The sequence below is a fragment of the Streptococcus sp. HMSC078H03 genome, from assembly GCF_001808655.1.
In the GTDB taxonomy this organism is placed as follows: domain Bacteria; phylum Bacillota; class Bacilli; order Lactobacillales; family Streptococcaceae; genus Streptococcus; species Streptococcus salivarius_G.
In genome coordinates this window covers 343,540-363,752 of record NZ_KV794113.1, presented here as the reverse complement: position 1 = coordinate 363,752, position 20,213 = coordinate 343,540, and the positions used below count along the sequence as shown (strand labels likewise).

At 39.8% G+C, this 20,213-nt stretch carries 17 protein-coding genes and 2 pseudogenes; 18 read left to right on the top strand and 1 reads right to left on the bottom strand.

Annotation, left to right across the window (positions count from 1 at the left end):
* Window positions 1-200: 200 nt before the first annotated feature.
* The 7 genes and pseudogenes from HMPREF2607_RS10655 to HMPREF2607_RS07575 all read left to right on the top strand — a co-directional run bounded on the left by HMPREF2607_RS10655 (window position 201) and on the right by HMPREF2607_RS07575 (window position 7,788).
* A complete protein-coding gene (locus tag HMPREF2607_RS10655; RefSeq protein WP_002269975.1) occupies window positions 201-323 on the top strand; it encodes a hypothetical protein in 123 nt (40 codons plus the stop codon).
* 8 nt (window positions 324-331) lie between these two features.
* Window positions 332-1,456: pseudogene (locus HMPREF2607_RS10650) on the top strand (type IV secretory system conjugative DNA transfer family protein).
* A 57-nt stretch (window positions 1,457-1,513) separates the two neighbouring features.
* Entirely contained in the window at window positions 1,514-2,107 is a 594-nt protein-coding gene (locus HMPREF2607_RS07590) for a type IV toxin-antitoxin system AbiEi family antitoxin domain-containing protein (protein ID WP_070476554.1), read from the top strand.
* A 227-nt stretch (window positions 2,108-2,334) separates the two neighbouring features.
* A complete protein-coding gene (locus HMPREF2607_RS07585; protein WP_037605638.1) occupies window positions 2,335-3,888 on the top strand; it encodes a BCCT family transporter in 1,554 nt (517 codons plus the stop codon).
* 9 nt (window positions 3,889-3,897) lie between these two features.
* Window positions 3,898-4,053 (top strand): annotated as a pseudogene (locus HMPREF2607_RS10645) (LysR family transcriptional regulator); the annotation flags it as partial.
* A gap of 198 nt (window positions 4,054-4,251) precedes the next feature.
* Window positions 4,252-5,988: an ABC transporter ATP-binding protein gene (locus HMPREF2607_RS07580; RefSeq protein WP_070476552.1), complete on the top strand. Its 1,737-nt coding sequence runs from the start codon at window positions 4,252-4,254 to the stop codon at window positions 5,986-5,988.
* 12 nt (window positions 5,989-6,000) lie between these two features.
* Window positions 6,001-7,788 (top strand): ABC transporter ATP-binding protein, encoded by a 1,788-nt coding sequence (locus HMPREF2607_RS07575; RefSeq protein WP_070476550.1) that lies wholly within the window; start codon window positions 6,001-6,003, stop codon window positions 7,786-7,788.
* Window positions 7,789-7,884: 96 nt separating this feature from the next.
* On the opposite strand, the gene queA is transcribed toward HMPREF2607_RS07575, so the two are convergent.
* Window positions 7,885-8,928 carry a tRNA preQ1(34) S-adenosylmethionine ribosyltransferase-isomerase QueA gene (gene queA, locus HMPREF2607_RS07570; protein ID WP_070476548.1) on the bottom strand — a complete coding sequence of 348 codons (1,044 nt, stop codon included), beginning with the start codon at window positions 8,926-8,928 and terminating at the stop codon, window positions 7,885-7,887.
* A 150-nt stretch (window positions 8,929-9,078) separates the two neighbouring features.
* On the opposite strand from queA, the gene HMPREF2607_RS07565 reads away from it, so the two are divergent.
* The 11 genes from HMPREF2607_RS07565 to HMPREF2607_RS07515 all read left to right on the top strand — a co-directional run bounded on the left by HMPREF2607_RS07565 (window position 9,079) and on the right by HMPREF2607_RS07515 (window position 20,128).
* Entirely contained in the window at window positions 9,079-9,780 is a 702-nt protein-coding gene (locus HMPREF2607_RS07565; protein WP_070476564.1) for a glucosamine-6-phosphate deaminase, read from the top strand.
* Between the two features lie 189 nt (window positions 9,781-9,969).
* Window positions 9,970-10,953: an oxygen-dependent tRNA uridine(34) hydroxylase TrhO gene (locus HMPREF2607_RS07560; RefSeq protein ID WP_070476546.1), complete on the top strand. Its 984-nt coding sequence runs from the start codon at window positions 9,970-9,972 to the stop codon at window positions 10,951-10,953.
* Window positions 10,954-11,070: 117 nt separating this feature from the next.
* Window positions 11,071-11,754 (top strand): VIT1/CCC1 transporter family protein, encoded by a 684-nt coding sequence (locus HMPREF2607_RS07555; protein WP_002890291.1) that lies wholly within the window; start codon window positions 11,071-11,073, stop codon window positions 11,752-11,754.
* A 132-nt stretch (window positions 11,755-11,886) separates the two neighbouring features.
* Entirely contained in the window at window positions 11,887-12,606 is a 720-nt protein-coding gene (locus HMPREF2607_RS07550) for a 16S rRNA pseudouridine(516) synthase (protein ID WP_038675531.1), read from the top strand.
* 246 nt (window positions 12,607-12,852) lie between these two features.
* A complete protein-coding gene (locus HMPREF2607_RS07545; RefSeq protein WP_070476544.1) occupies window positions 12,853-13,992 on the top strand; it encodes an amidohydrolase in 1,140 nt (379 codons plus the stop codon).
* A gap of 453 nt (window positions 13,993-14,445) precedes the next feature.
* A complete protein-coding gene (gene ald, locus HMPREF2607_RS07540; protein WP_070476542.1) occupies window positions 14,446-15,558 on the top strand; it encodes an alanine dehydrogenase in 1,113 nt (370 codons plus the stop codon).
* 177 nt (window positions 15,559-15,735) lie between these two features.
* On the top strand, window positions 15,736-16,377 hold the full coding sequence (locus tag HMPREF2607_RS07535; RefSeq protein ID WP_045768994.1) for a hypothetical protein: 642 nt from the start codon (window positions 15,736-15,738) through the stop codon (window positions 16,375-16,377).
* Window positions 16,378-16,381: 4 nt separating this feature from the next.
* Complete coding sequence (locus HMPREF2607_RS07530; RefSeq protein ID WP_045768993.1) at window positions 16,382-17,416, top strand: hypothetical protein; 1,035 nt, start codon at window positions 16,382-16,384, stop codon at window positions 17,414-17,416.
* Window positions 17,417-17,430: 14 nt separating this feature from the next.
* The gene (locus HMPREF2607_RS07525; protein WP_045768992.1) at window positions 17,431-18,798 is read left to right on the top strand and encodes an AAA family ATPase; all 1,368 of its coding nucleotides are present in this window, start codon (window positions 17,431-17,433) and stop codon (window positions 18,796-18,798) included.
* Window positions 18,799-18,929: 131 nt separating this feature from the next.
* On the top strand, window positions 18,930-19,292 hold the full coding sequence (locus HMPREF2607_RS07520) for a hypothetical protein (RefSeq protein WP_070476540.1): 363 nt from the start codon (window positions 18,930-18,932) through the stop codon (window positions 19,290-19,292).
* A 35-nt stretch (window positions 19,293-19,327) separates the two neighbouring features.
* Window positions 19,328-20,128, top strand: a complete 801-nt coding sequence (locus HMPREF2607_RS07515) for an alpha/beta fold hydrolase (RefSeq protein ID WP_070476538.1) — start codon at window positions 19,328-19,330, stop codon at window positions 20,126-20,128.
* Window positions 20,129-20,213 lie beyond the last annotated feature (85 nt).

Genomic DNA, 20,213 nt, shown 5'->3' with positions numbered 1-20,213 from the left:
AGTTTTACCCACTACAGAAATTATAGAGCCTAAATAATAAGGTAACGACTCAAGTCGCTTAAAAAAGAAAACCAGGGCATCAGCTCTGGTTTTTTATTGCGATAAGCGATTGTTAGAAACTGATAAATTGATTTGTTTTAATAAACTTTCGGGGGTAGACAATCTAGTGTCTACCCTTTTTTTGCGTTTCGGAGGTAATTATGCAAAAGGAAGAACAGTCATCACGTCAAATCGTGAAAAGCCATATCATGACCATCATGGGAGTTGATAATCTAAAAGCAACTCAACTGGTAAATGAAATGGAACAAACAGGTTTAATCTGATTTGATGAATTTGGGAATTTTGGAATTTTAGTCTTGGAGGGATAATCATGAAACGTATTACTGCTAATCAATTTCAGACATCAGAGCGTTATTATAAACTCCCAAAAGTCTTGTTTGAAGATTACGCTAAAAAATACGGTCACGAGAACTTTACCATGAGAAACTGGGCAGATTTTCAATACTATAAGGATAAGACGTTGGATTCGGTGATTGCGGTCACAACAGCGAAGTTTACCCTTTTTAATATCCAATCGGTGATTGATTTGACGCAAAAAGACTCTATGGACTTGACAACGTGGGGCACTCAGAAGACTATGGTCTATCTTGTTATTCCAGATAATGATACTACCTTTCGTTTTCTATCTGCTTTATTTTTCTCTATGTTTTTCTCCACTTTGACCAGATAGGCTGATGTGGACTTTAAAGGGCAACTGCCTATCCATGTTAGAAGCTATCTGGATGAGTTTGCTAATGTCGGAGAAATCCCAGACTTCGCCGAACAAACCTCAACAGTTAGCTCTTGGAATATGAGTCTAGTACCAATCTTGCAAAATATCGCCCAACTCTTTCTCATTTACTGGGAAGGAAATAGTGGTGATAAACTACTTGAACGTCAGACACGAGCCAGTGAGTGGTATTACCAAATTGAAAAAGGCTTTAGTCAACCCAACGGCGGGACAGCACAAAGTGATCTAAAAGCACTTGAAGCTGTACGAGGAGACCTTTTTGAAAACTCTATTACAGGAGGTGGTGATGGTATGGGTTACGCTTACGGCCAATGTACTTGGGGAGTCGCAGCCCGTATTAACCAACTGGGTCTAAAACTCAAAGGAAAAAACGGTGAGAAGATTCCAATTATCAGTACCATGGGCAATGGCCAAGATTCGGTACGAACAGCCGCAAGTCTCGGTGGGGAGACAGGGACAAGTCCACAAGCAGGAGCTATTATTTCCTTTGCGGGAGGAGGACATGGCACACCAGCAGAATACGGACATGTGGCTTTCGTCGAAAAACTCTACCCAAATGGCTCATTCCTTATCTCCGAAACCAATTACAATGGCAATCCAAACTATACCTTCCGTAAATTATCTGGAGTGGATAGTAACTTGAGTTTTGCGTATGCGACGAAATAAAAAAGGATATGCTAACAATGACTTGATTTGTTAGCATATTGTTTTGGAGGTGGTGATATGGATTTGTTAGAGAAACTCGTTTATAATTATATTAAAAATAATCATGGAGTAATAACTTTTCGTGATATGGAAGAGCTTAACTTTTCTTATCAACAACTGAATCAATTAGTCTCAAAAGGGAAAGTGGAATCAATTGAAAGAGGTATCTATCATCTGCCAGATACCTATATCGATGACTATTTTAGTTTACAGTACCGTTTTCCAAAAGGAATTTATTCCTTAGAAACAGCACTTTGGTTACATGGTCTGTCCCTTACCATTCCATTTGAGCCTGTGATGACTTTTCCTTTCGGGACAAATACGAGGCCAATGAAAGAAGCTGCTGTCAAGCCAATTGTCGCTAGAAAGTATCATGAAATCGGTATTATTAGACTGGGGCGACAGGCTGGACAGTTTATCTCAGTATATGATATGGAACGAACATTAGTGGAGTGTTTGAGAACAGCTTATCATGTCGATATTCAAGTTATTGCTCCAGCTTTTCAAGCTTACTTTAAAAAAGGAGCTGTTGATTATGCCAAGTTGTATCACTATGCACAACTATTTAAAGTAACCGAAAAACTACAATCATATGTGGAGGTCTTGTCGTGAAATTTTCAAATGCTAATAGTTTCAAAGCTAAAATCAAGAATATTGCAAAAGAAAAAGGGATCTCTTTCTCAAAAGATTAGTCAAATATTTGAAGAATACGGTGCGAATATGTTGGATGTATTCGGTTGCTATATGTATAAATTAAACAATTGTGTTACAATGAAACCATATAGAATTTTAAGTTTTCTCAAAAACTTTTTATAACTAAGAACACATAAGGAGGTAAAATGGTGAAGCATTCTAAAATAACAAAAGTTTTTCAGCTTTCACTCGTCATCATATTTATTTTAGTCTTGTTAGGGCTCTTTGTTCCCCAGCAGTTTCAAAATATTAGTTTTTACTTAAAAAATCTCTTAACAACTAGTGTTGGCTGGTTTTACTTGTTATTGGTTACGGGGATTTTAATTTTTTGTGTCTTTTTAATTGTAAGTCCGATAGGGCAGATTCGCTTGGGTAATCCCACGAGTCGGCCAGAGCATTCGACGACGTCATGGATTGCCATGATGTTTTCTGCTGGAATGGGGATTGGGCTGGTCTTTTATGGGGCAGCAGAGCCTTTGAGTCACTTTGCTATCTCGACGCCCAATGCAGAAATAGGCAGTGCGGATGCTCTCGCAGATGCTTTTCGTTTTACTTTTTTTCACTGGGGATTTCATGCTTGGGCGGTCTATGCCCTGGTGGGATTGTCTTTGGCTTATTTTGGCTTTCGTAAACGGGAGAAATATCAGCTCTCAGTCGTCTTTAAGCCTCTTTTTGGAAAATATGCGGACGGACCAATAGCAACCATTATCGATACCATCACCATTATTGCGACAGTGATTGGGGTAGCGACAACGCTCGGCTTTGGTGCCTCACAAATCAATGGTGGTCTCTCCTATGTCTTTGGTATTCCTAATAATAGTCTTGTGCAAGTCATCATTATCATCATTGCGACAATTCTTTTTCTTATTTCTGCCTTATCAGGTTTAGGAAAGGGTGTTAAAATCCTATCTAATACAAACTTGATTTTAGCTATTGTCTTGCTTGCTGGAGTCATAGTTTTGGGGCCAACGGTTAAGATATTTGACACCATGACAGACTCTATCGGCCTTTATTTTCAAAACTTCTTCCGTATGAGTTTTCGGGCGGCGGCTTTTGATGAGACCAAGCGGGCTTGGATTAACCAATGGACCATTTTTTACTGGGCATGGTGGATTTCCTGGTCACCTTTTGTGGGCGTCTTTATTGCCCGTATCTCAAAAGGTCGGACTATTCGCGAATTTTTGACAGTAGTGCTTTTGGCACCAACAGTCCTTAGTTTTATCTGGTTTTCTGCTTTTGGTACCTTATCTACTTCACTACAAGATTCGGGGGTTAATTTGATACGTTTTGCCACAGAAGAAATTCTTTTTGCCTCTTTTAATGAATATCCTCTGGGAAGTGTCCTTTCACTCCTGGCAATTATTTTAGTTTTAACCTTCTTTGTGACCTCGGCGGATTCTGCCACCTATGTTTTGGCCATGTTGTCTGAAGATGGCAATCTAAATCCAAGTAATCGTAAAAAGGTGATTTGGGGTGTCATGCTGGCCTTGATTGCTATTGCACTCATGTTTTCTGGTGGATTGACAGCTTTACAAAACACGCTCATTATTGTCGCTTTTCCATTTTCTATAGTACTAGTGTTGATGATGTGGTCGCTTATGAAAGAGTTATATCACGAAAAAGAGCAAATGGGACTCGCCATTACACCAGACCGATATCCTGAGAAGAATCAACCGTTTAAATCTTATGAGGAAAATTAGGAGGATGGCATGGAGTTAAGAGTGCTTCGTTATTTTATTACTATTGCTGAGGAGGGGAGTATCTCCAAGGCAGCTGAGAAGCTGATGATTACTTAGCCGACACTCAGTCGTCAGTTAAAAGATTTGGAGCAGGAACTTGGTGAACCTCTTTTTATCCGTGAACATATCAAGTCGCTTAATAAAGAAAACCAGGGCATCAGCTCTGGTTTTTTCTATTGCTTTTAATATTTTCATTTGTTAGAATGTAGGTGATGTGCGTGCTTGTCACGCCCTTTTTTCTGTGTCTTTTACGGCTTTAGTGGTTGTAAATAACTATAAAAATCTTAAAGGCATGGTAAATGCTAAAAAGAAAAGGAGAAATTTATGGCTTATATTTGGTCTTATCTCAGACGTTATCCTAAGTGGCTAGCAATGAATTTTACGGCAGCCATTTTATTTGTTATTGCTAACTTGGGTTTGCCGACGGTTCTTGCCAGAATGATTGATGAGGGAATAAACCGTGGTGATGTTGATAAGCTTTACGCTTATGCTTGGGTCATGTTTGGTGTAGTTTTGACTGGGATTGTTGGTCGTATACTTCTGTCCTATGCGGTTGGAAAGTTGACCACTACTATGGTGCAAGTCATGCGTAATGACATTTATGCTAAGCTTCAGGAGTATTCCCACCACGAGTATGAGCAGATAGGGGTATCCTCTTTGGTGACTCGTATTACATCAGATGCTTTTGTGCTTATGCAGTTTGCGGATCAGGTTCTTAAGCTAGGGGTTATCACTCCTTTGATGATGGTTTCCAGTGTCTTTTTGATTTTGACGACAAGTCCATCTTTGGCTTGGATTGTGGCAATCTCCTTACCTTTCCTAGCCGTAGTTGTCTGGTATGTGGCGGTAAAAACGCGTCCGCTTTCTGAAAAGCAACAGGCAACTCTCGACAAGATTAACCAGTATGCTCGTGAAAATCTGACTGGACTTCGTGTCATCAGAGCTTTCGCTAGAGAAGATTTTCAAGAGAAGAAGTTCGCTTCTGAAAATGCTGTCTATGCGGATAATTCAAATAAACTTTTCAAATTGACTGGTTTGACCGAGCCACTTTTTGTGCAAATCATCATCGCTATGATTGTGGCCATTGTTTGGTTTGCTCTTGAGCCATTAGGCTCTGGAAGTTTGGCTATCGGTGACTTGGTTGCCTTTATTGAGTACAGTTTCCATGCACTATTGTCCTTCCTCTTCCTAGCTAATCTTTTTACCATGTATCCTCGTACAGCGGTGTCTAGTGAACGTCTGCAGGAAATTATGGACATGCCGATTTCTATCAATCCAAATGAAGATGGCGTGACAGAAACCGAGACTAAGGGATATTTGGAATTTGACAATGTTACCTTTGCCTATCCCGGTGAAACTGAGAGTCCTGTCCTACACAACATTTCTTTCAAGGCAAAACCTGGTGAAACCATTGCCTTTATCGGATCAACGGGTTCAGGGAAATCCTCCCTTGTGCAGTTGATTCCACGTTTTTATGATGTAACACTTGGACGCATTCTTGTTGATGGTGTGGATGTTCGTGACTATAATCTTAAGGCTCTTCGTCGTAAGATTGGCTTTATTCCACAAAAAGCCCTGCTCTTTACAGGAACCATCGGTGAAAATATCCGTTATGGTAAGGAAAATGCCAGTCATGAAGAATTGAATCAAGCTACGGATGTCGCTCAAGCTAAGGAATTCATTGACAGTAAGGAAGAACGCTACGATTCTCACTTGGCTGAGGGTGGTAGCAACCTTTCTGGGGGACAGAAGCAGCGTTTGTCGATTGCACGTGCGGTGGTTAAACGTCCCGACCTTTACATCTTTGACGATTCCTTCTCTGCCTTGGACTACAAGACTGATGCGACCTTGCGTCGCCGTCTGAAAGAAGTGACCCAGGATGCGACAGTCTTGATTGTGGCTCAACGTGTGGGTACTATCATGGATGCAGACCAGATTATCGTTCTTGATAAGGGTGAAATCGTGGGTCGAGGTCGTCATGAAGAGCTTATGGAAAGCAATGAGATTTACCGTGAAATTGCTAATTCACAATTGAATCAAAAGAGTCTTACGGAAGACTAGAAGGAGGTCAAAATGAAGAAAAATAAAATGAAAACAAGTCATTCCTCAAGTTTTGGCCGCCTTTGGTCCTACTTGCAGGCTTATCGTTTCCCACTTTACCTAGCCATTTTCCTGAAAATTGTTAGTGTTATCATGAGTGTCCTTGAGCCAGTGGTCATTGGTTTAGCTATTACCGAGTTGACTAAAAATACGCTGGCCATCATGAAGGGTGTCGAAGGTGCTCATATTAACGTTTACTATGTTGGTTGGGTTCTGGTTGTTTATCTCTTGCGTGGTCTTATTTATGAGTTGGCTGCCTACTATTCCAACTATTTCATGACCAATGCTGTGCAAGCAACGGTTCAAGATATGCGAAATGAGATGACCGAGAAAATCAATCGTACCTCAGTGTCATACTTTGATAAGCACCAGTTTGGAGACCTCTTGGGACGCTTTACCAGTGACGTCGAGACAGTATCTAATGCCTTGCAGCAGTCATTCTTGCAGGTTGTTAATGCCGTCTTTACTCTAGCCTTGGTAATTGGAACAGTGCTTTACCTTAATCTTCAATTGGGAGCTATAGTTGTCATCACTATTCCGATTACATTCTTTGGTGCCCGCTATATCATGAGTAAGTCTCAGCCCTACTTTAAACAACAAGCTGATGCTCTAGGTACTCTTAATGGTTTTGTTCAAGAAAATCTGACCGGCTTCAATGTGCTTAAGCTATTTGGCCGTGAGGATAGATCCTTGGACGACTTTAAGAAAATTACGGAAGACCTTCAGAAGGTAGGCTTTAAGGCTAACTTCATTTCAGGACTCATGATGCCAGTTCTTAACGGTTTATCTGACTTGACCTATCTAATTGTCGCTGTTTTGGGTGGTCTGCAAGTTTTGGCTGGTCGCTTGACGATTGGTAATATGCAGGCCTTTGTTCAGTACGTTTGGCAGATTAACCAACCTATTCAGAACTTGACTCAGTTGGCTGGACAATTGCAGAGTGCTAAATCCTCTTTGGACCGTATTTTCCAACTGATGGATGAACCAGACGAGGCTAATGATGCTACTGAAGTGCTAGAGGGAGATTTGACTGGCCAAGTTAGCTTTAAGCATGTGGACTTCCAGTATGTGGCCGATAAACCTTTGATTCGTGACTTTAATCTTGAGGTTAATCCTGGTGAAATGGTCGCCATTGTCGGCCCAACTGGTGCCGGAAAATCAACGATTATCAATCTTCTCATGCGTTTCTATGATGTGACGGCTGGTTCTATCTCGGTTGATGGTCATGATATTCGTAACTTATCACGTCAGGATTATCGTAAACAGTTTGGTATGGTGCTTCAGGATGCTTGGCTCTTTGAAGGAACTATCAAGGAAAATCTTCGCTTTGGTAATCTTGAGGCGACTGACGAAGAAATTGTTGAAGCTGCTAAGGCAGCCAATGTGGACCACTTTATCCGTACACTACCTGGTGGTTACAACATGGAAATGAACCAGGAATCAAGTAACATCTCACTAGGACAAAAGCAACTTTTGACCATTGCGCGTGCGCTTTTGGCTGATCCTAAAATCTTGATTTTGGACGAGGCAACCTCATCGGTTGATACCCGTCTGGAACTCCTGATTCAAAAAGCCATGAAGACCCTTATGCAAGGTAGAACAAGCTTTGTCATTGCCCACCGCTTATCAACGATTCAAGAAGCAGACAAGATTTTGGTCCTTAAAGATGGTCAAATCATCGAACAAGGGAACCATGAATCCCTCCTTGCAGATAAAGGCTTCTATTACGACTTGTATAATAGCCAGTTTGCAGAGAAATAAATAAAAAATCCATCAGTTCATAGCTGGTGGATTTTTTCTGAATTTGACGAGCAATAAAAGAGACTTCTCCTATAGGGAAAAGTCTCAAAATCAATATTATTTCTCAGCAGGTCGTGTGACGAACATGGCATCTCCGAAACTGAAGAAGCGGTAGCGTTCTTGGACGGCGTGTTTATAGGCATCAAGGACGAATTCACGGCCAGCAAAGGCTGAAACCAACATCACCAAGGTTGATTTTGGAAGGTGGAAGTTGGTTGAAAAGGCATCTACGACTGTGAATTGGTAGCCTGGTTTGATAAAGATATTGGTCCAGCCTGAGTCGGCTTGGAGTTGACCATCGTATTTATTGCCGATTGTCTCAAGTGTTCGTATTGAAGTGGTTCCTACTGCAATGATGCGGCCTCCAGCGGCTTTGACGCTATTAAGGGTATCGGCAGCGTCTTGGCTGAGGGTGTAAAATTCTGAGTGCATCTCATGTTCGTCGACATTATCGACAGAAACAGGTCGGAAGGTTCCCAGTCCAACGTGAAGGGTGAGGTAGACCAATTTTACACCTTTAGCTTCAATCTTTTGAAGTAATTCAGGAGTGAAATGGAGGCCAGCTGTAGGAGCAGCGGCAGAGCCATTTTCCTTGGCATAGACCGTTTGGTAACGGTCGCGGTCTTCCAATTTTTCATGGATATAAGGTGGCAATGGCATCTCACCCAAGCTTTCCAAAACCTCAAGGAAGATACCGTCGTAGCTAAATTCTACGATACGGCCACCGTGATCCAGTTCCTCAGTAACAGTGGCGGTCAAGCGTCCATCACCAAAACTAACTTTAGCACCTACTTTAAGGCGTTTGGCTGGTTTGGCTAAAACTTCCCATTGATCGCCTTGGGTATTTTTCAAAAGGAGAAATTCCACATGGCCGTGGGTATCAGGCTTTTCACCGTAGAGGCGGGCAGGAAGCACGCGCGTATTGTTCATGACCAAGGCATCGCCAGGGTTAAGCTGATCGATGATGTGGTCGAAGTGGGTGTCAGTCATTTCCTTAGTTACAGGATCAATGACCAAGAGTTTAGAGGCGTCACGTTGCTCCAATGGGGTTTGAGCAATCAGTTCCTCTGGCAATTCAAAATCAAAATCGTTTGTATTCATTTCTTTCCTCGTTTAAAAATTTTCAGCCTTTTTATTATAGCACGATATAGGGCGACCGTCATTAAAGGAGTTGAGTGAAAGCGCTTGACAAAAAAGATAAAAAAGGAGATAATAAAGAAAATGGTATATACCAATATTGAGGTGAATAGAATGAAAAAGATTTTAGTTAAGAATCAAGTTGAGGGAGGCAAAGTTGCCCTTGATCTTCTTAAAGAGAGCCTTGCAGCAGGTGCTCAAACCTTGGGATTGGCTACAGGTAGTTCCCCTATCGCCCTTTACCAAGAGATGGTTGAGAGTGACGTGGATTTTTCAGAACTTTACAGCGTCAATTTGGATGAATACGTCGGACTAGCACCAGACCATGAGCAGAGCTACCATGCCTTTATGAAGGCTCAACTCTTTGATGCCAAGCCATTTAAGGAGAGCTTCTTGCCTGACGGCATGGCTGAGGACTTGGAGCAGGCGGCTAAGGATTACGATGACGTTTTGGCACAACATGCTATTGATTTGCAAATCCTAGGAATCGGAAGTAATGGGCATATTGGTTTTAATGAGCCAGGTACGCCTTTTGATAGTCAAACTCATGTGGTCGACTTGACTGACAGCACCATTGAAGCCAATAGCCGTTTCTTTGCTAGTCGTGATCAGGTTCCTACTAAGGCTATTTCGATGGGAATTGCTTCTATTATGGCTGCTAAGAAGATTATCTTGTTTGCCTATGGCGACAAGAAGGCAGATGCCATTTTCAAGATGGTCAAGGGTCCGGTGACAGAGGAAGTACCAGCTAGTGTTTTGCAAAATCATCCAGATGTGACTCTCATCTTAGATGAGGCAGCTGCTGCGAAATTGTAATACTATCTTTTGAAAAACAATCTTACGAAACTCAGGTTGAGGCATTTGACACTCAGCCTTTTTCTTTTGTGAAAATGTGCTTCCAAACAAATCAATTGCCTAGCCCTCTTTGATAGCGCTATAATAGTTAAGTTGACTTTGACTATCAAACAACAGATATAGATATTTCATAAAGAAAGAGGATATACAATGGCAAAACCTATTCGAGTATTGCTTTATTATAAATACCTTCCCATCGAAAACGCTGAGCAATTTGCGGCAGACCACTTGGCTTTCTGTAAGTCAATCGGTTTGAAAGGACGTATCTTGGTGGCTGACGAGGGAATCAATGGAACGGTTTCTGGCGACTACGAAACCACTCAAAAATACATGGACTACGTTAACAGCCTTCCAGGGATGGAAGACCTCTGGTTCAAGATTGATGAGGAAGAAGAGCAAGCCTTTAAGAAGATGTTTGTGCGTTACAAGAAGGAAATCGTTCACCTTGGCTTAGAGGATGATAACTTTGACAGCGACATTAATCCGCTTGAAACAACGGGTGCTTACTTGTCACCAAAAGAGTTTAAAGATGCCCTTTTAGATGAGGACACTGTTGTCCTTGACACACGTAATGACTATGAGTATGACCTTGGTCACTTCCGTGGAGCCATTCGTCCAGATATTCGCAACTTCCGTGAATTGCCACAATGGGTTCGCGACCATAAAGAAGAGTTCATGGACAAGCGCGTGGTTGTGTACTGTACTGGTGGTGTCCGCTGTGAGAAATTCTCAGGTTGGATGGTCCGTGAAGGCTACAAAGATGTTGGTCAATTGCACGGTGGTATCGCGACTTACGGTAAAGATCCAGAGGTTCAAGGGGAGCTTTGGGATGGTAAGATGTATGTCTTTGACGAGCGTATTGCCGTTGACATCAACCATGTAGACCCTGTCGTTGTCGGTAAGGATTGGTTCGATGGGACGCCTTGCGAACGCTATGTCAACTGCGGTAACCCATTCTGTAACCGTCGTATCCTTGCCTCAGAGGAAAATGAAGATAAATACCTCCGTGGCTGCTCACATGAATGCCGTGTTCACCCACGTAACCGTTATGTCTCTGAAAATGGTTTGAGCCAAGAAGAAGTTGTCTCACGCCTTGCGGCTATTGGTGAGAGTTTGGATGTAACACCGGCCTAAGTTTAAATAGAGAAGAAGCTGAGAGAAATCTTGGCTTTTTCAACCTTCTTATTTGTAATCATTCTAAATAACTGTTATAATATTTTTTAGAATGATTCTAAATAAGGAGTAATAAAATTGGAAGATAAGAATTTTGCAGAACGTTTAAATATTTTGAGAGCTGGTGTCTTGGGGGCCAATGATGGTATCATTTCCATTGCGGGAGTGGTTATCGGTGTGGCCAGTGCGACATCAAACATTTGGTTCATCTTGATTTCTGCCTTGTCAGCGATTTTTGCCGGTGCCTTTTCGATGGCAGGTGGCGAATATGTCAGTGTGTCAACGCAAAAAGATACTGAAGAAGCTGCTATCGCTAAGGAACAAGCCCTCTTGGACCGCTCTCCTGAGGCAGCTAGAGAGAGTTTGTATCAAACCTTCCTCAGTCAGGGGGATTGCGAAACAGCAGCTGAAGTTAAGGTTAATCAAGCCTTCAATAAGAATCCGATTAAGGTCTTAGTTGAGGAAAAATATGGGGTGGATTTAGATGAAATTACGAATCCATGGCATGCTGCTGTCTCTAGTTTCCTGGCTTTTTCAGTTGGTTCCTTGCCACCAGCACTAGCTATTATGCTGTTCCCAGAGCCTTACCGTATTCCTGTAACAGTGGTCGTGGTTGCCCTTACCTTGCTCTTGACTGGTTATATCAGTGCCAAGCTCGGAAAAGCACCTGTTAAACAAGCGATGTTGCGTAACTTGACAGTAGGCCTCTTGACCATGCTTGTGACCTTCTTGGTCGGGCATATCTTCCACGTGAATGTGTAAGTCTTAATAATGTGATAAGTCTATCTTTTAAGGTAGACTTTTTGCTTTCTCCAGCGTTCTTTTGAGACCTTTCTTATGTCCGTCTTTCGTTTTAGTCTGCTAGACCAGGCTTATCCGTGGTACAATAAGGTTATGCGTTTAGACAAATTATTAGGACAGGCGGGCTATGGTTCCCGCAATCAGGTCAAGAAGCTCATTCGTAGCCGTCAAGTTTATGTAGATGGTATCTTGGCGGATCGAGATAATCTAAATGTGGATGCTAGTCTTCAAACCATCACGGTTTCTGGTAAGGAACTGGAGCATACGCCAGAAGTTTACTATCTCATGAATAAACCAGCAGGTGTAGTGTCAGCTCGAAAGGACAAGAAGCACCAAACAGTCATTGATTTGATTAAGCCTGAAGATCAGCGAGACGGTCTCTATCCTGTGGGCCGATTGGATAGAGATACGGAGGGTTTGGTGCTGATTACCAACAATGGGCCTCTGGGCTTTGCCATGCTTCACCCCCGCTATCATGTAGCTAAGACTTATTATGTTGAGGTCAATGATGTTCTTGGGCCTGATGCACCTGCATTTTTTGAGTCGGGTGTTGTCTTTGAGGATGGTACTGTTTGTAAATCAGCTCAGCTAGAAATTCTAAGTTCTGCGAGTGACAAGAGTAGTGCTCACATTACGATTTCGGAAGGTAAATTTCATCAAGTGAAAAAGATGTTCTTGGCTTATGGAGTCAAGGTGACCTATCTTAAGCGGATTTCTTTTGGAGCATTTAAGCTTGATGAAGGGATAGCAGTAGGTTCCTACAGAGCCTTAACGGAAGCGGAAAAAGTGATTTTGCGTACTTATTTGGGCTAGTCATTTCTTCTTATTAAGGTATGATAGGAACTTTCAATCTCCTGATAGGTCCATCCTATCACTAGGATTAATACTGTAAGGCCCATAAGTACGGACTTTTCTAGGGGTATAAGTAAAACTTATGACATTCTATAAGTTTTTTTAATTTTTCAAGCCTTGTTTCTGGTGGTATGATGGTATCAATTCGATTGAGAACTTAAGTAAGTCAGGGCAGTGAGCAGGTCTAATCAGAAAGGGAGGTTCATTATGACAGAAGCATTTTATGATCATTTAGCAAAGACACGTCATCAGATTCACCAACATCCAGAGGTTTCTGAGGAAGAGCATGAGACGACAGTCTTTTTGAAAGGTTATTTGAAAAATCTAGGTATTGAGCCTTTAAATTATCCTTTGAAGACAGGACTCATCGCTGAGATTGGGTCAGGTCATCCGATTATTGCTTTGCGTGCTGATATTGATGCCCTACCGATTAAGGAAAAGACAGGACTTCCTTATGCCAGCGATAATGGGGCTATGCATGCTTGTGGTCATGACTTTCACCAGACCTCTCTGCTTGGAGCTGCTCAGCTTTTAAAGGAAAGAGAAGCAGAGCTTAAGGGGACCGTTCGATTGATTTTCCAACCAGCCGAGGAAAATTTCCAAGGGGCCTATCAGGTCATTGAAGCGGGTGGTCTTGATGGTGTGTCAGCTATCATCGGTTATCACAATAATCCTCACTTGAAACCTGGTCAGATTGGTCTTCGTTCGGGGGCCATCATGGCAGGCGTGGAGCAGTTTAGGGTTGATGTCAAGGGTGTTTCATCCCATGCAGCCCGTCCTGATTTGGGTGTGGATACGGTCTTGGTTACTACGACTATCATTAATAATTTACAGCAAATTGTTGCTCGGACGGTATCTCCCTTTGAATCAGCTGTATTGTCAGTCACTCATATCGAAGTTGGAAATACTTGGAATGTTCTTCCGGCAACCGGCTTTTTCGAAGGAACGATTCGAACCTTTGAGCCTAAGGTTCGGGAAGATGTCATTGCTCGTTTTGAAAAGGTCGTTCAGGCAACAGCAGACCAATTTGGTGCTCAGGCCGAGATTGTTTGGGGCAATTCTCCTTTTGTGACTTACAACGATTTGACGCTCACACCTCTCATCTTTGAACATTCTAAGGCTTTCGCAGAAGTGATTGAAACCTTGCCATCAACAGGGGGCGAAGACTTTGCGACTTATCAAAAGGAAATACCAGGAGTCTTTGCCTTTATTGGCTCAAATGGTGAAGATAATGCACCAGACTGGCACCATGATGATTTCCTTGTGAAAGATGAGGCCTTGCCAGTAGCTGTTAATTACTATGTGGAAAACGCCCTCTTCCTACTTGACTATTTTAAGGAGCAATAAAAATAACCATTCCCTTAATCGGTATTACTAGTAATGAAAAACCTGTCGAAGAAGGAAGTCCCATTTATAGGTGTTCAGTGGCATCCTGAGTTTCTCTTGGGACATAAGCAATTAGCAGACCAAGGACTCTTTGATTATTTTGTTATGAGTTTTAAATAAGGTTTTAGGACTTTAAATTGGTGCCACATTTGAAATTGAAAAGGAGGACGTGCCTAAGGAGAAATATTCTTTTGATCATTTAGTTTACACTTAAGAACCCAGCCGATTGGTTGGGTTCTTTTGTCGTATTTTCGAAGTAAGATTTCAGGACCTAAAAAGGGGTGAGAATTTTTCACTTGCTATTTTTGAGCTTTTTAGATAAAATGAAAGCGTTATCATTTCAAAAATAGATAGGAAGTGGTCAAGTCATCTTTATGATGTTTTACCTTATAACTTCCGAATAAGGAGAAACGTATGTTAATTGGTATTCCAAAAGAAATCAAAAATAACGAGAACCGTGTGGCTCTAACGCCTGCTGGTGTGCAAAGTCTTGTAGCTAAGGGACATGTCGTGTTAATCGAAACAAATGCAGGCCTTGGCTCTGGTTTTGCGGATGCAGATTATGCCAATCAAGGTGCTAAAATCGTTGCAACTGCTGCAGAAGCATGGGCAGCAGAACTTGTTGTTAAAGTTAAGGAGCCACTTGCTGAAGAATATGGCTTCCTTCGTGAGGATCTTTTACTCTTTACCTACTTGCACATGGCAGCAGCTCCAGAATTGGCAGATGCTATGGTCAATGCTAAGACAACAGGTGTGGCCTATGAAACAGTACGTGGCCAAGAAGGTCACCTACCACTTTTGGTTCCAATGAGTGAAGTTGCAGGACGTATGGCCGTTCAAATCGGTGCTCACTTCTTGACCAAACAAGAGGGTGGCTCTGGCGTTCTCCTAGGTGGGGTACCTGGTGTTCCTAAAGGGAAAGTGACTATTATCGGTGGTGGTGTCGTAGGGACACATGCAGCCCGCATTGCCCTTGGACTTGGAGCTCAAGTGACTATCCTTGATATCAGTGCTAAACGTTTGTCTGTCCTTGAGGAAGTCTTTGGTAGCCAAATTCAAACACTTATGTCAAATCCGCTCAATATTGAATCGAGTGTTCGTGATGCTGATGTGGTTATCGGTGCTGTTCTTATCCCAGGTGCTAAAGCACCGAAACTTGTTACTGACGATATGGTTAAACAAATGCGTCCAGGTTCTGTTATTGTTGACGTTGCCGTTGACCAAGGTGGGGTTGTTGCAACTGCGGATCGCGTGACCACTCACGATGAGCCCGTTTATGAAACACATGGTGTCCTTCACTATGCCGTTGCCAATATCCCAGGAGCTGTGGCACGTACGTCAACCATTGCCCTTACCAATGTCACTTTGCCTTATATCGAAGCCCTTGCAGGAAAAGGATTCAGAAAAGCCATTAACGACGACGAAGGTCTGCGTCAAGGGGTTACAACCTACCAAGGTCATATTACTAGCAAACCGGTTGCAAAGGGCTTAGACAGAGAGTATACCTCAATTGATGAATTGGCATAAATAAATTATTTAGCATAAACAAAGAGGAGTCGTACCATAAGTTGGTGTGACTTCTTTTGTATATAATTAGCAAAGCTAATTTTTTCCTGTCATTAATGATAGTGCTTTCGTGGTATAATGATGATATCAAATTGGCTTTCATATTGTAGAAAAGTTTATGAAAAGAATGGACATATAATGGATAAAAAAGAATTACTCAAAAACACAATTCTATCTCTTGATAGTGATAGTTTTTTTGAATTAAAAACTTATTTCTTTAGAGAATTTTTCGGATTTAATTTTCTTGATGATTCTGAAGTTACTCAGGTTTTTTTTGCTGAAAAACTTTATGATTACTTCGAGAAAGTAGAGTTAAGAAACAACAAGGATTTTCCTACTCTACTACAAAAATATATGCAATTTCTAGATGATAAAGTTTCAAAATATATAGAAAAAAGTCCTAGGAAAAAGAATACTGATACCGAGGATATCCCTAGAGCAAGAAAATATTATAATAAAATAATTGAGTTCAAAAAACAAAATGATATCAATTATAGTAGACTAAGGGATTATTCCCGAATTATGTTTTGTCTCTATGCTGAGATAATTAATCAAAATGATACTATCACTAATTTTGATTATTCTATTTCTAGTCTAACTTCTAGTAAACTTCTTCAGTCAATGAAAAAATCTAAGACCCCTAAAAACACTAAAAATATTTTTGAGACAAAGAATGTATTTTTTGTTCAAAATAAAGAATTTTCATTCGAGATGTGTAACTATATCATAGCGACAATAGTTTTATTTGAAATTATTAACCATAATATAGATGGAGAATAGTACTATGGAAGGTATTTTAAAAATAGAAACAATTGAGCAGTTACAAGCTTTCCTAAATAATGACAATATTATGGAAATCGTCATACGTGGCAGAAATAGTAAGTTTAAGGCATTTCAGAAGGTTGTATTAAATGGGCTTGAACAGAGTGAGGCAAAGAAGACTGCAGAAAAGATTATCAATATAGTTGCTCAGAATAATAATTTGCCTCAGGGTAATCTACAATTAATTCAGAGTGTTGCTAAATCACAAAATCTTGGTTTGATTCTTAATGGTTTAACTCTAGCTACCACTGCTGCTGGATTTGCTATTATGTATGAGAAACTTGATAAACTAAGTTTTGATATTACTAATCAATTAAATCAACTGCAAGATACAATGAAACAGGGGAATAACGTTAATACAAATTTTGAATTTGGTAAGGTACTTTCGGAATATACGGATATGCTTGATTGTAGAAAAAGACAAAAACCTTATTCTGAAGACAAAATGAGAGTTTTGGTTGATAATATATATAATGTGTTAAACCTTCTGTATGATAGTTTAAAAAAAGATATAGTCACAGATAAGCAAGAAACTATCTTTTCAATTTTCTCACTTTTATCAATGTTTACAACTTCAATTAAGTATTTTGATGAACTTTATTATCTTAATAATAGGGAAATCTTATCCGATGGTGATGCATGGCATTCGTCCCACTCTAAATGGATGAGTATATATAGTAAACTATCGATGCCCGATTTTATACAAAGACTTCAGGATCATGCCTTTTTTGAAGTAGGTTTTAATACTCTAGAGGTAGATATTTATTGTCAGGAATTATTTAATCAAGTTAATTGTCAAAAACAAGAAATTGAAGATAATCAAGAGTTAATTATGGCAATTAAGGACGGTGCTATTCTCAATAATCTTCGAGAGTTTAACATTAACGAATTAAAGCAGGATCTGGAAAATGCTTTAGAAGAAGCTTTTGAAGATAGGCAAACCGAGGAGACGTCAAGAGTATATAATGAAATACATAAGCAAATTGAATTATTATAATTAGGATTTTATTTATGAATATTGATATTAAAAATGCGGTAAACAATCTTCTGATAGCCTGTAATAGCATCAAGAAACATTCCTCTGGAGATGTCAGTATAAAATCTATAGATGAATTGGTTATCGTGGATATATTAACGTTTATAGATTATATTTCAAAAGATGAATCTAAAGATAGGATTTCATTCTTTAAATTGATGTATCTCGACACAAAATACAATCCCCTTCTCCCAAAAGCATGTAATAATGAATTACCGGAATCTTTTAAAATTTTATCTTTACTTGATATGAAAGTATTCAGCAATAAGGGAATTACCTTGTCATCCTTGTATGTGACAGTCATTGCTGAAATTGGAAAATATTATATTTCAAACAGTTTAGATAGGAATCATATTGATAAGAATAAATTTCTTAAATATTTGGCAATTGTAAATGATTATAAAGAAGATGCTAAAAAACTTAAAAAACAAGAAAAGTTAGATTCCTCGAAAAATCAAAATTACATAAAGGATACCGAAGGAATTACTCCGGATATTTCTTTAACTAGAGTGTCTTCTGAGGATATGGAATCAGAGCAATCATTAGAAGATCTTCAAAAAGAACTCGACTCTTTAATTGGACTTATGAGTGTAAAGAAAGAAATTTCGTCTTTGATAAATCTATTGAAAGTCAATAAGATTCGAAAAGAAAGAGGGTTAAGTACACCTAAGACTTCTAACCATCTGGTCTTCTTAGGAAATCCAGGAACAGGAAAGACGACAGTAGCCAGGCTGATTGCGAAGATTTATAAACAATTGGGTGTGTTAGAAAAAGGTCAACTTATTGAGGTTGATCGTTCTGGTCTGGTTGCAGGCTATGTTGGACAAACAGCCATTAAAACTCAAGAAAAAATCGATGAAGCTATGGGTGGGGTCCTGTTTATTGATGAAGCTTATTCCTTAGCAAAAGGTGAATCTGATTTTGGTCAGGAAGCTATTGATACTCTTCTAAAAGCAATGGAAGATAAAAGAGATGATTTTGTTGTTATTGTTGCTGGCTATACTAAACAAATGGAGGCATTTTTATTATCCAATCCTGGGCTGAAATCTAGATTTAATAAGAGTATTTTATTTGAGGATTATACTGAAGAAGAATTATTAGATATCTTCAATTTGTTTTGTCATAAGTATGGCTTAAGGTTATCAGAGGATGCGAAAAGAAATTTAGGGGTATTTTTAAGTACTATATGTTCTGAAAAAACAGAGAATTTTGCTAATGCTCGAGAGATAAGAAATTTATTTGAACGTAGTATTGTTAATCAGGCTAATAGATTGGGTGATTTGGAAACGATTAGCAATGATGAGTTAGGAGAAATTGTTTCCTCGGATCTTGATATTAGTTAAACAATAAATTATACATATTAATGTTTACACCATTTGAAATTGATTATTACTGATTAATACCATTATGACTTTCTTTGATTCAGAAGTTTTATGAGTACACAGAATTTTTTTTGTATTAAGGAGGCTTTACAATGGCCAACCATATTCGTGTAATTACAGCAATTGTTTTTTCTCAGCTTGTCGTTCTTTATTTTGGTTTTCGTATGGATGTGTCTTTGACCGGACTGCTAACTACAGTAGCTGTGGCATCCCTGGTTGAGATTATTTATCATGTGAGGCTTGTTCGTAAGATAGGAGCCGATATTTCTTTTGAAACTTTTTGGAAAAACTGTGACCAACTTTTTAGAAAAAATGCTGTGCTGTTGGCTATTTTACTTTGTAACTTGCTTATTTTTAAAGGTGGGGATTTCATGGCCTTCATTCTTTGGCAAGTTACCTTTGTTGTCTTGGTAAGTATTATCATCATGGCATCAAATAATGCACCGGACGCATGATAATACTTAAATCTTGCAATGAAAGAATTTAGATAATGTTTAGTATTCACAGAAATCATTTGTCAGACCAGGGCGTTGACTATGTCACTTTTGGTCGAGGAGATAAGGTTCTCGTTATCATTACGGGATTAAGTTTGCAAGGCTTAAGTGATATGTCTGACCTTGCCGTTTACTCGCTATTTTATCGATATGCTAAGGAGTATAAGGTCTATATTTTTGATAGAAAGAACCATGTCGAAGAAGGCATTTCTATTGAGAATATAGCTGATGACCTCTACCGGTCTTTTCAAGAATTGCATATTGCTAAGGCCTCTATCATAGGCATGTCACAAGGTGGTATGATTGCTCAGCTGTTTGCTATTAAGTATCCTCAAAAGGTGACTAGTCTGGTGTTAGCTCTGACATTCTCTCGAAATAATGATATCAGTAGAGACACCATCGAAGGCTGGATTGAGATGGCAGAAATGGGCGATATGGCTAAGCTCAATAAGGATTCAATGTGTAAAACATTTTCGTCTCCTATGTTAAAGAAATTATATGTGATTAATAAACTATTTTTGAAGACTGTGAGTGTTGAAAAACAAGAACGATTTGTCCGTTTAGCCAAGTCAATTCTTGAGTTTGATTGCCATAAGTCCCTTGATAAAATCACCTGTCCGACTCTTGTCTTGGGGGCTAAAAAAGATTTGGTTCTGGGAGTGGATGGTGCAAGGGAACTTGCAAATAGCATTCCAAATGCTTCCTATTATGAATTTAGCAAACAGGGTCACGCAGCCTTTATTGAAAGTAAGCAATTTAATAAAATTATATTAGAATTTCTGCGAGAAAACACTTAGGTAGTGGACTTAGGGATATCTATTAAAAACAAATGAGAAAGGGGTTACAATAAAAGCTGTAGCCTCTTTTTATTTCCGGTTCAAT

Bases quoted from the DNA above. Each gene is read 5' to 3' on its own strand.
- HMPREF2607_RS10655 (WP_002269975.1), top strand. From the start codon at position 201: ATGCAAAAGGAAGAACAGTCATCACGTCAAATCGTGAAAAGCCATATC.
- HMPREF2607_RS07525 (WP_045768992.1), top strand. From the start codon at position 17,431: ATGAATATTGATATTAAAAATGCGGTAAACAATCTTCTGATAGCCTGT.
- ald (WP_070476542.1), top strand. From the start codon at position 14,446: ATGTTAATTGGTATTCCAAAAGAAATCAAAAATAACGAGAACCGTGTG.
- HMPREF2607_RS07515 (WP_070476538.1), top strand. From the start codon at position 19,328: ATGTTTAGTATTCACAGAAATCATTTGTCAGACCAGGGCGTTGACTAT.
- HMPREF2607_RS07580 (WP_070476552.1), top strand. From the start codon at position 4,252: ATGGCTTATATTTGGTCTTATCTCAGACGTTATCCTAAGTGGCTAGCA.
- HMPREF2607_RS07560 (WP_070476546.1), top strand. From the start codon at position 9,970: ATGGCAAAACCTATTCGAGTATTGCTTTATTATAAATACCTTCCCATC.
- HMPREF2607_RS07575 (WP_070476550.1), top strand. From the start codon at position 6,001: ATGAAGAAAAATAAAATGAAAACAAGTCATTCCTCAAGTTTTGGCCGC.
- HMPREF2607_RS07590 (WP_070476554.1), top strand. From the start codon at position 1,514: ATGGATTTGTTAGAGAAACTCGTTTATAATTATATTAAAAATAATCAT.
- HMPREF2607_RS07530 (WP_045768993.1), top strand. From the start codon at position 16,382: ATGGAAGGTATTTTAAAAATAGAAACAATTGAGCAGTTACAAGCTTTC.
- HMPREF2607_RS07585 (WP_037605638.1), top strand. From the start codon at position 2,335: ATGGTGAAGCATTCTAAAATAACAAAAGTTTTTCAGCTTTCACTCGTC.
- HMPREF2607_RS07535 (WP_045768994.1), top strand. From the start codon at position 15,736: ATGGATAAAAAAGAATTACTCAAAAACACAATTCTATCTCTTGATAGT.
- HMPREF2607_RS07545 (WP_070476544.1), top strand. From the start codon at position 12,853: ATGACAGAAGCATTTTATGATCATTTAGCAAAGACACGTCATCAGATT.
- HMPREF2607_RS07520 (WP_070476540.1), top strand. From the start codon at position 18,930: ATGGCCAACCATATTCGTGTAATTACAGCAATTGTTTTTTCTCAGCTT.
- HMPREF2607_RS07550 (WP_038675531.1), top strand. From the start codon at position 11,887: ATGCGTTTAGACAAATTATTAGGACAGGCGGGCTATGGTTCCCGCAAT.
- HMPREF2607_RS07565 (WP_070476564.1), top strand. From the start codon at position 9,079: ATGAAAAAGATTTTAGTTAAGAATCAAGTTGAGGGAGGCAAAGTTGCC.
- queA (WP_070476548.1), bottom strand. From the start codon at position 8,928: ATGAATACAAACGATTTTGATTTTGAATTGCCAGAGGAACTGATTGCT.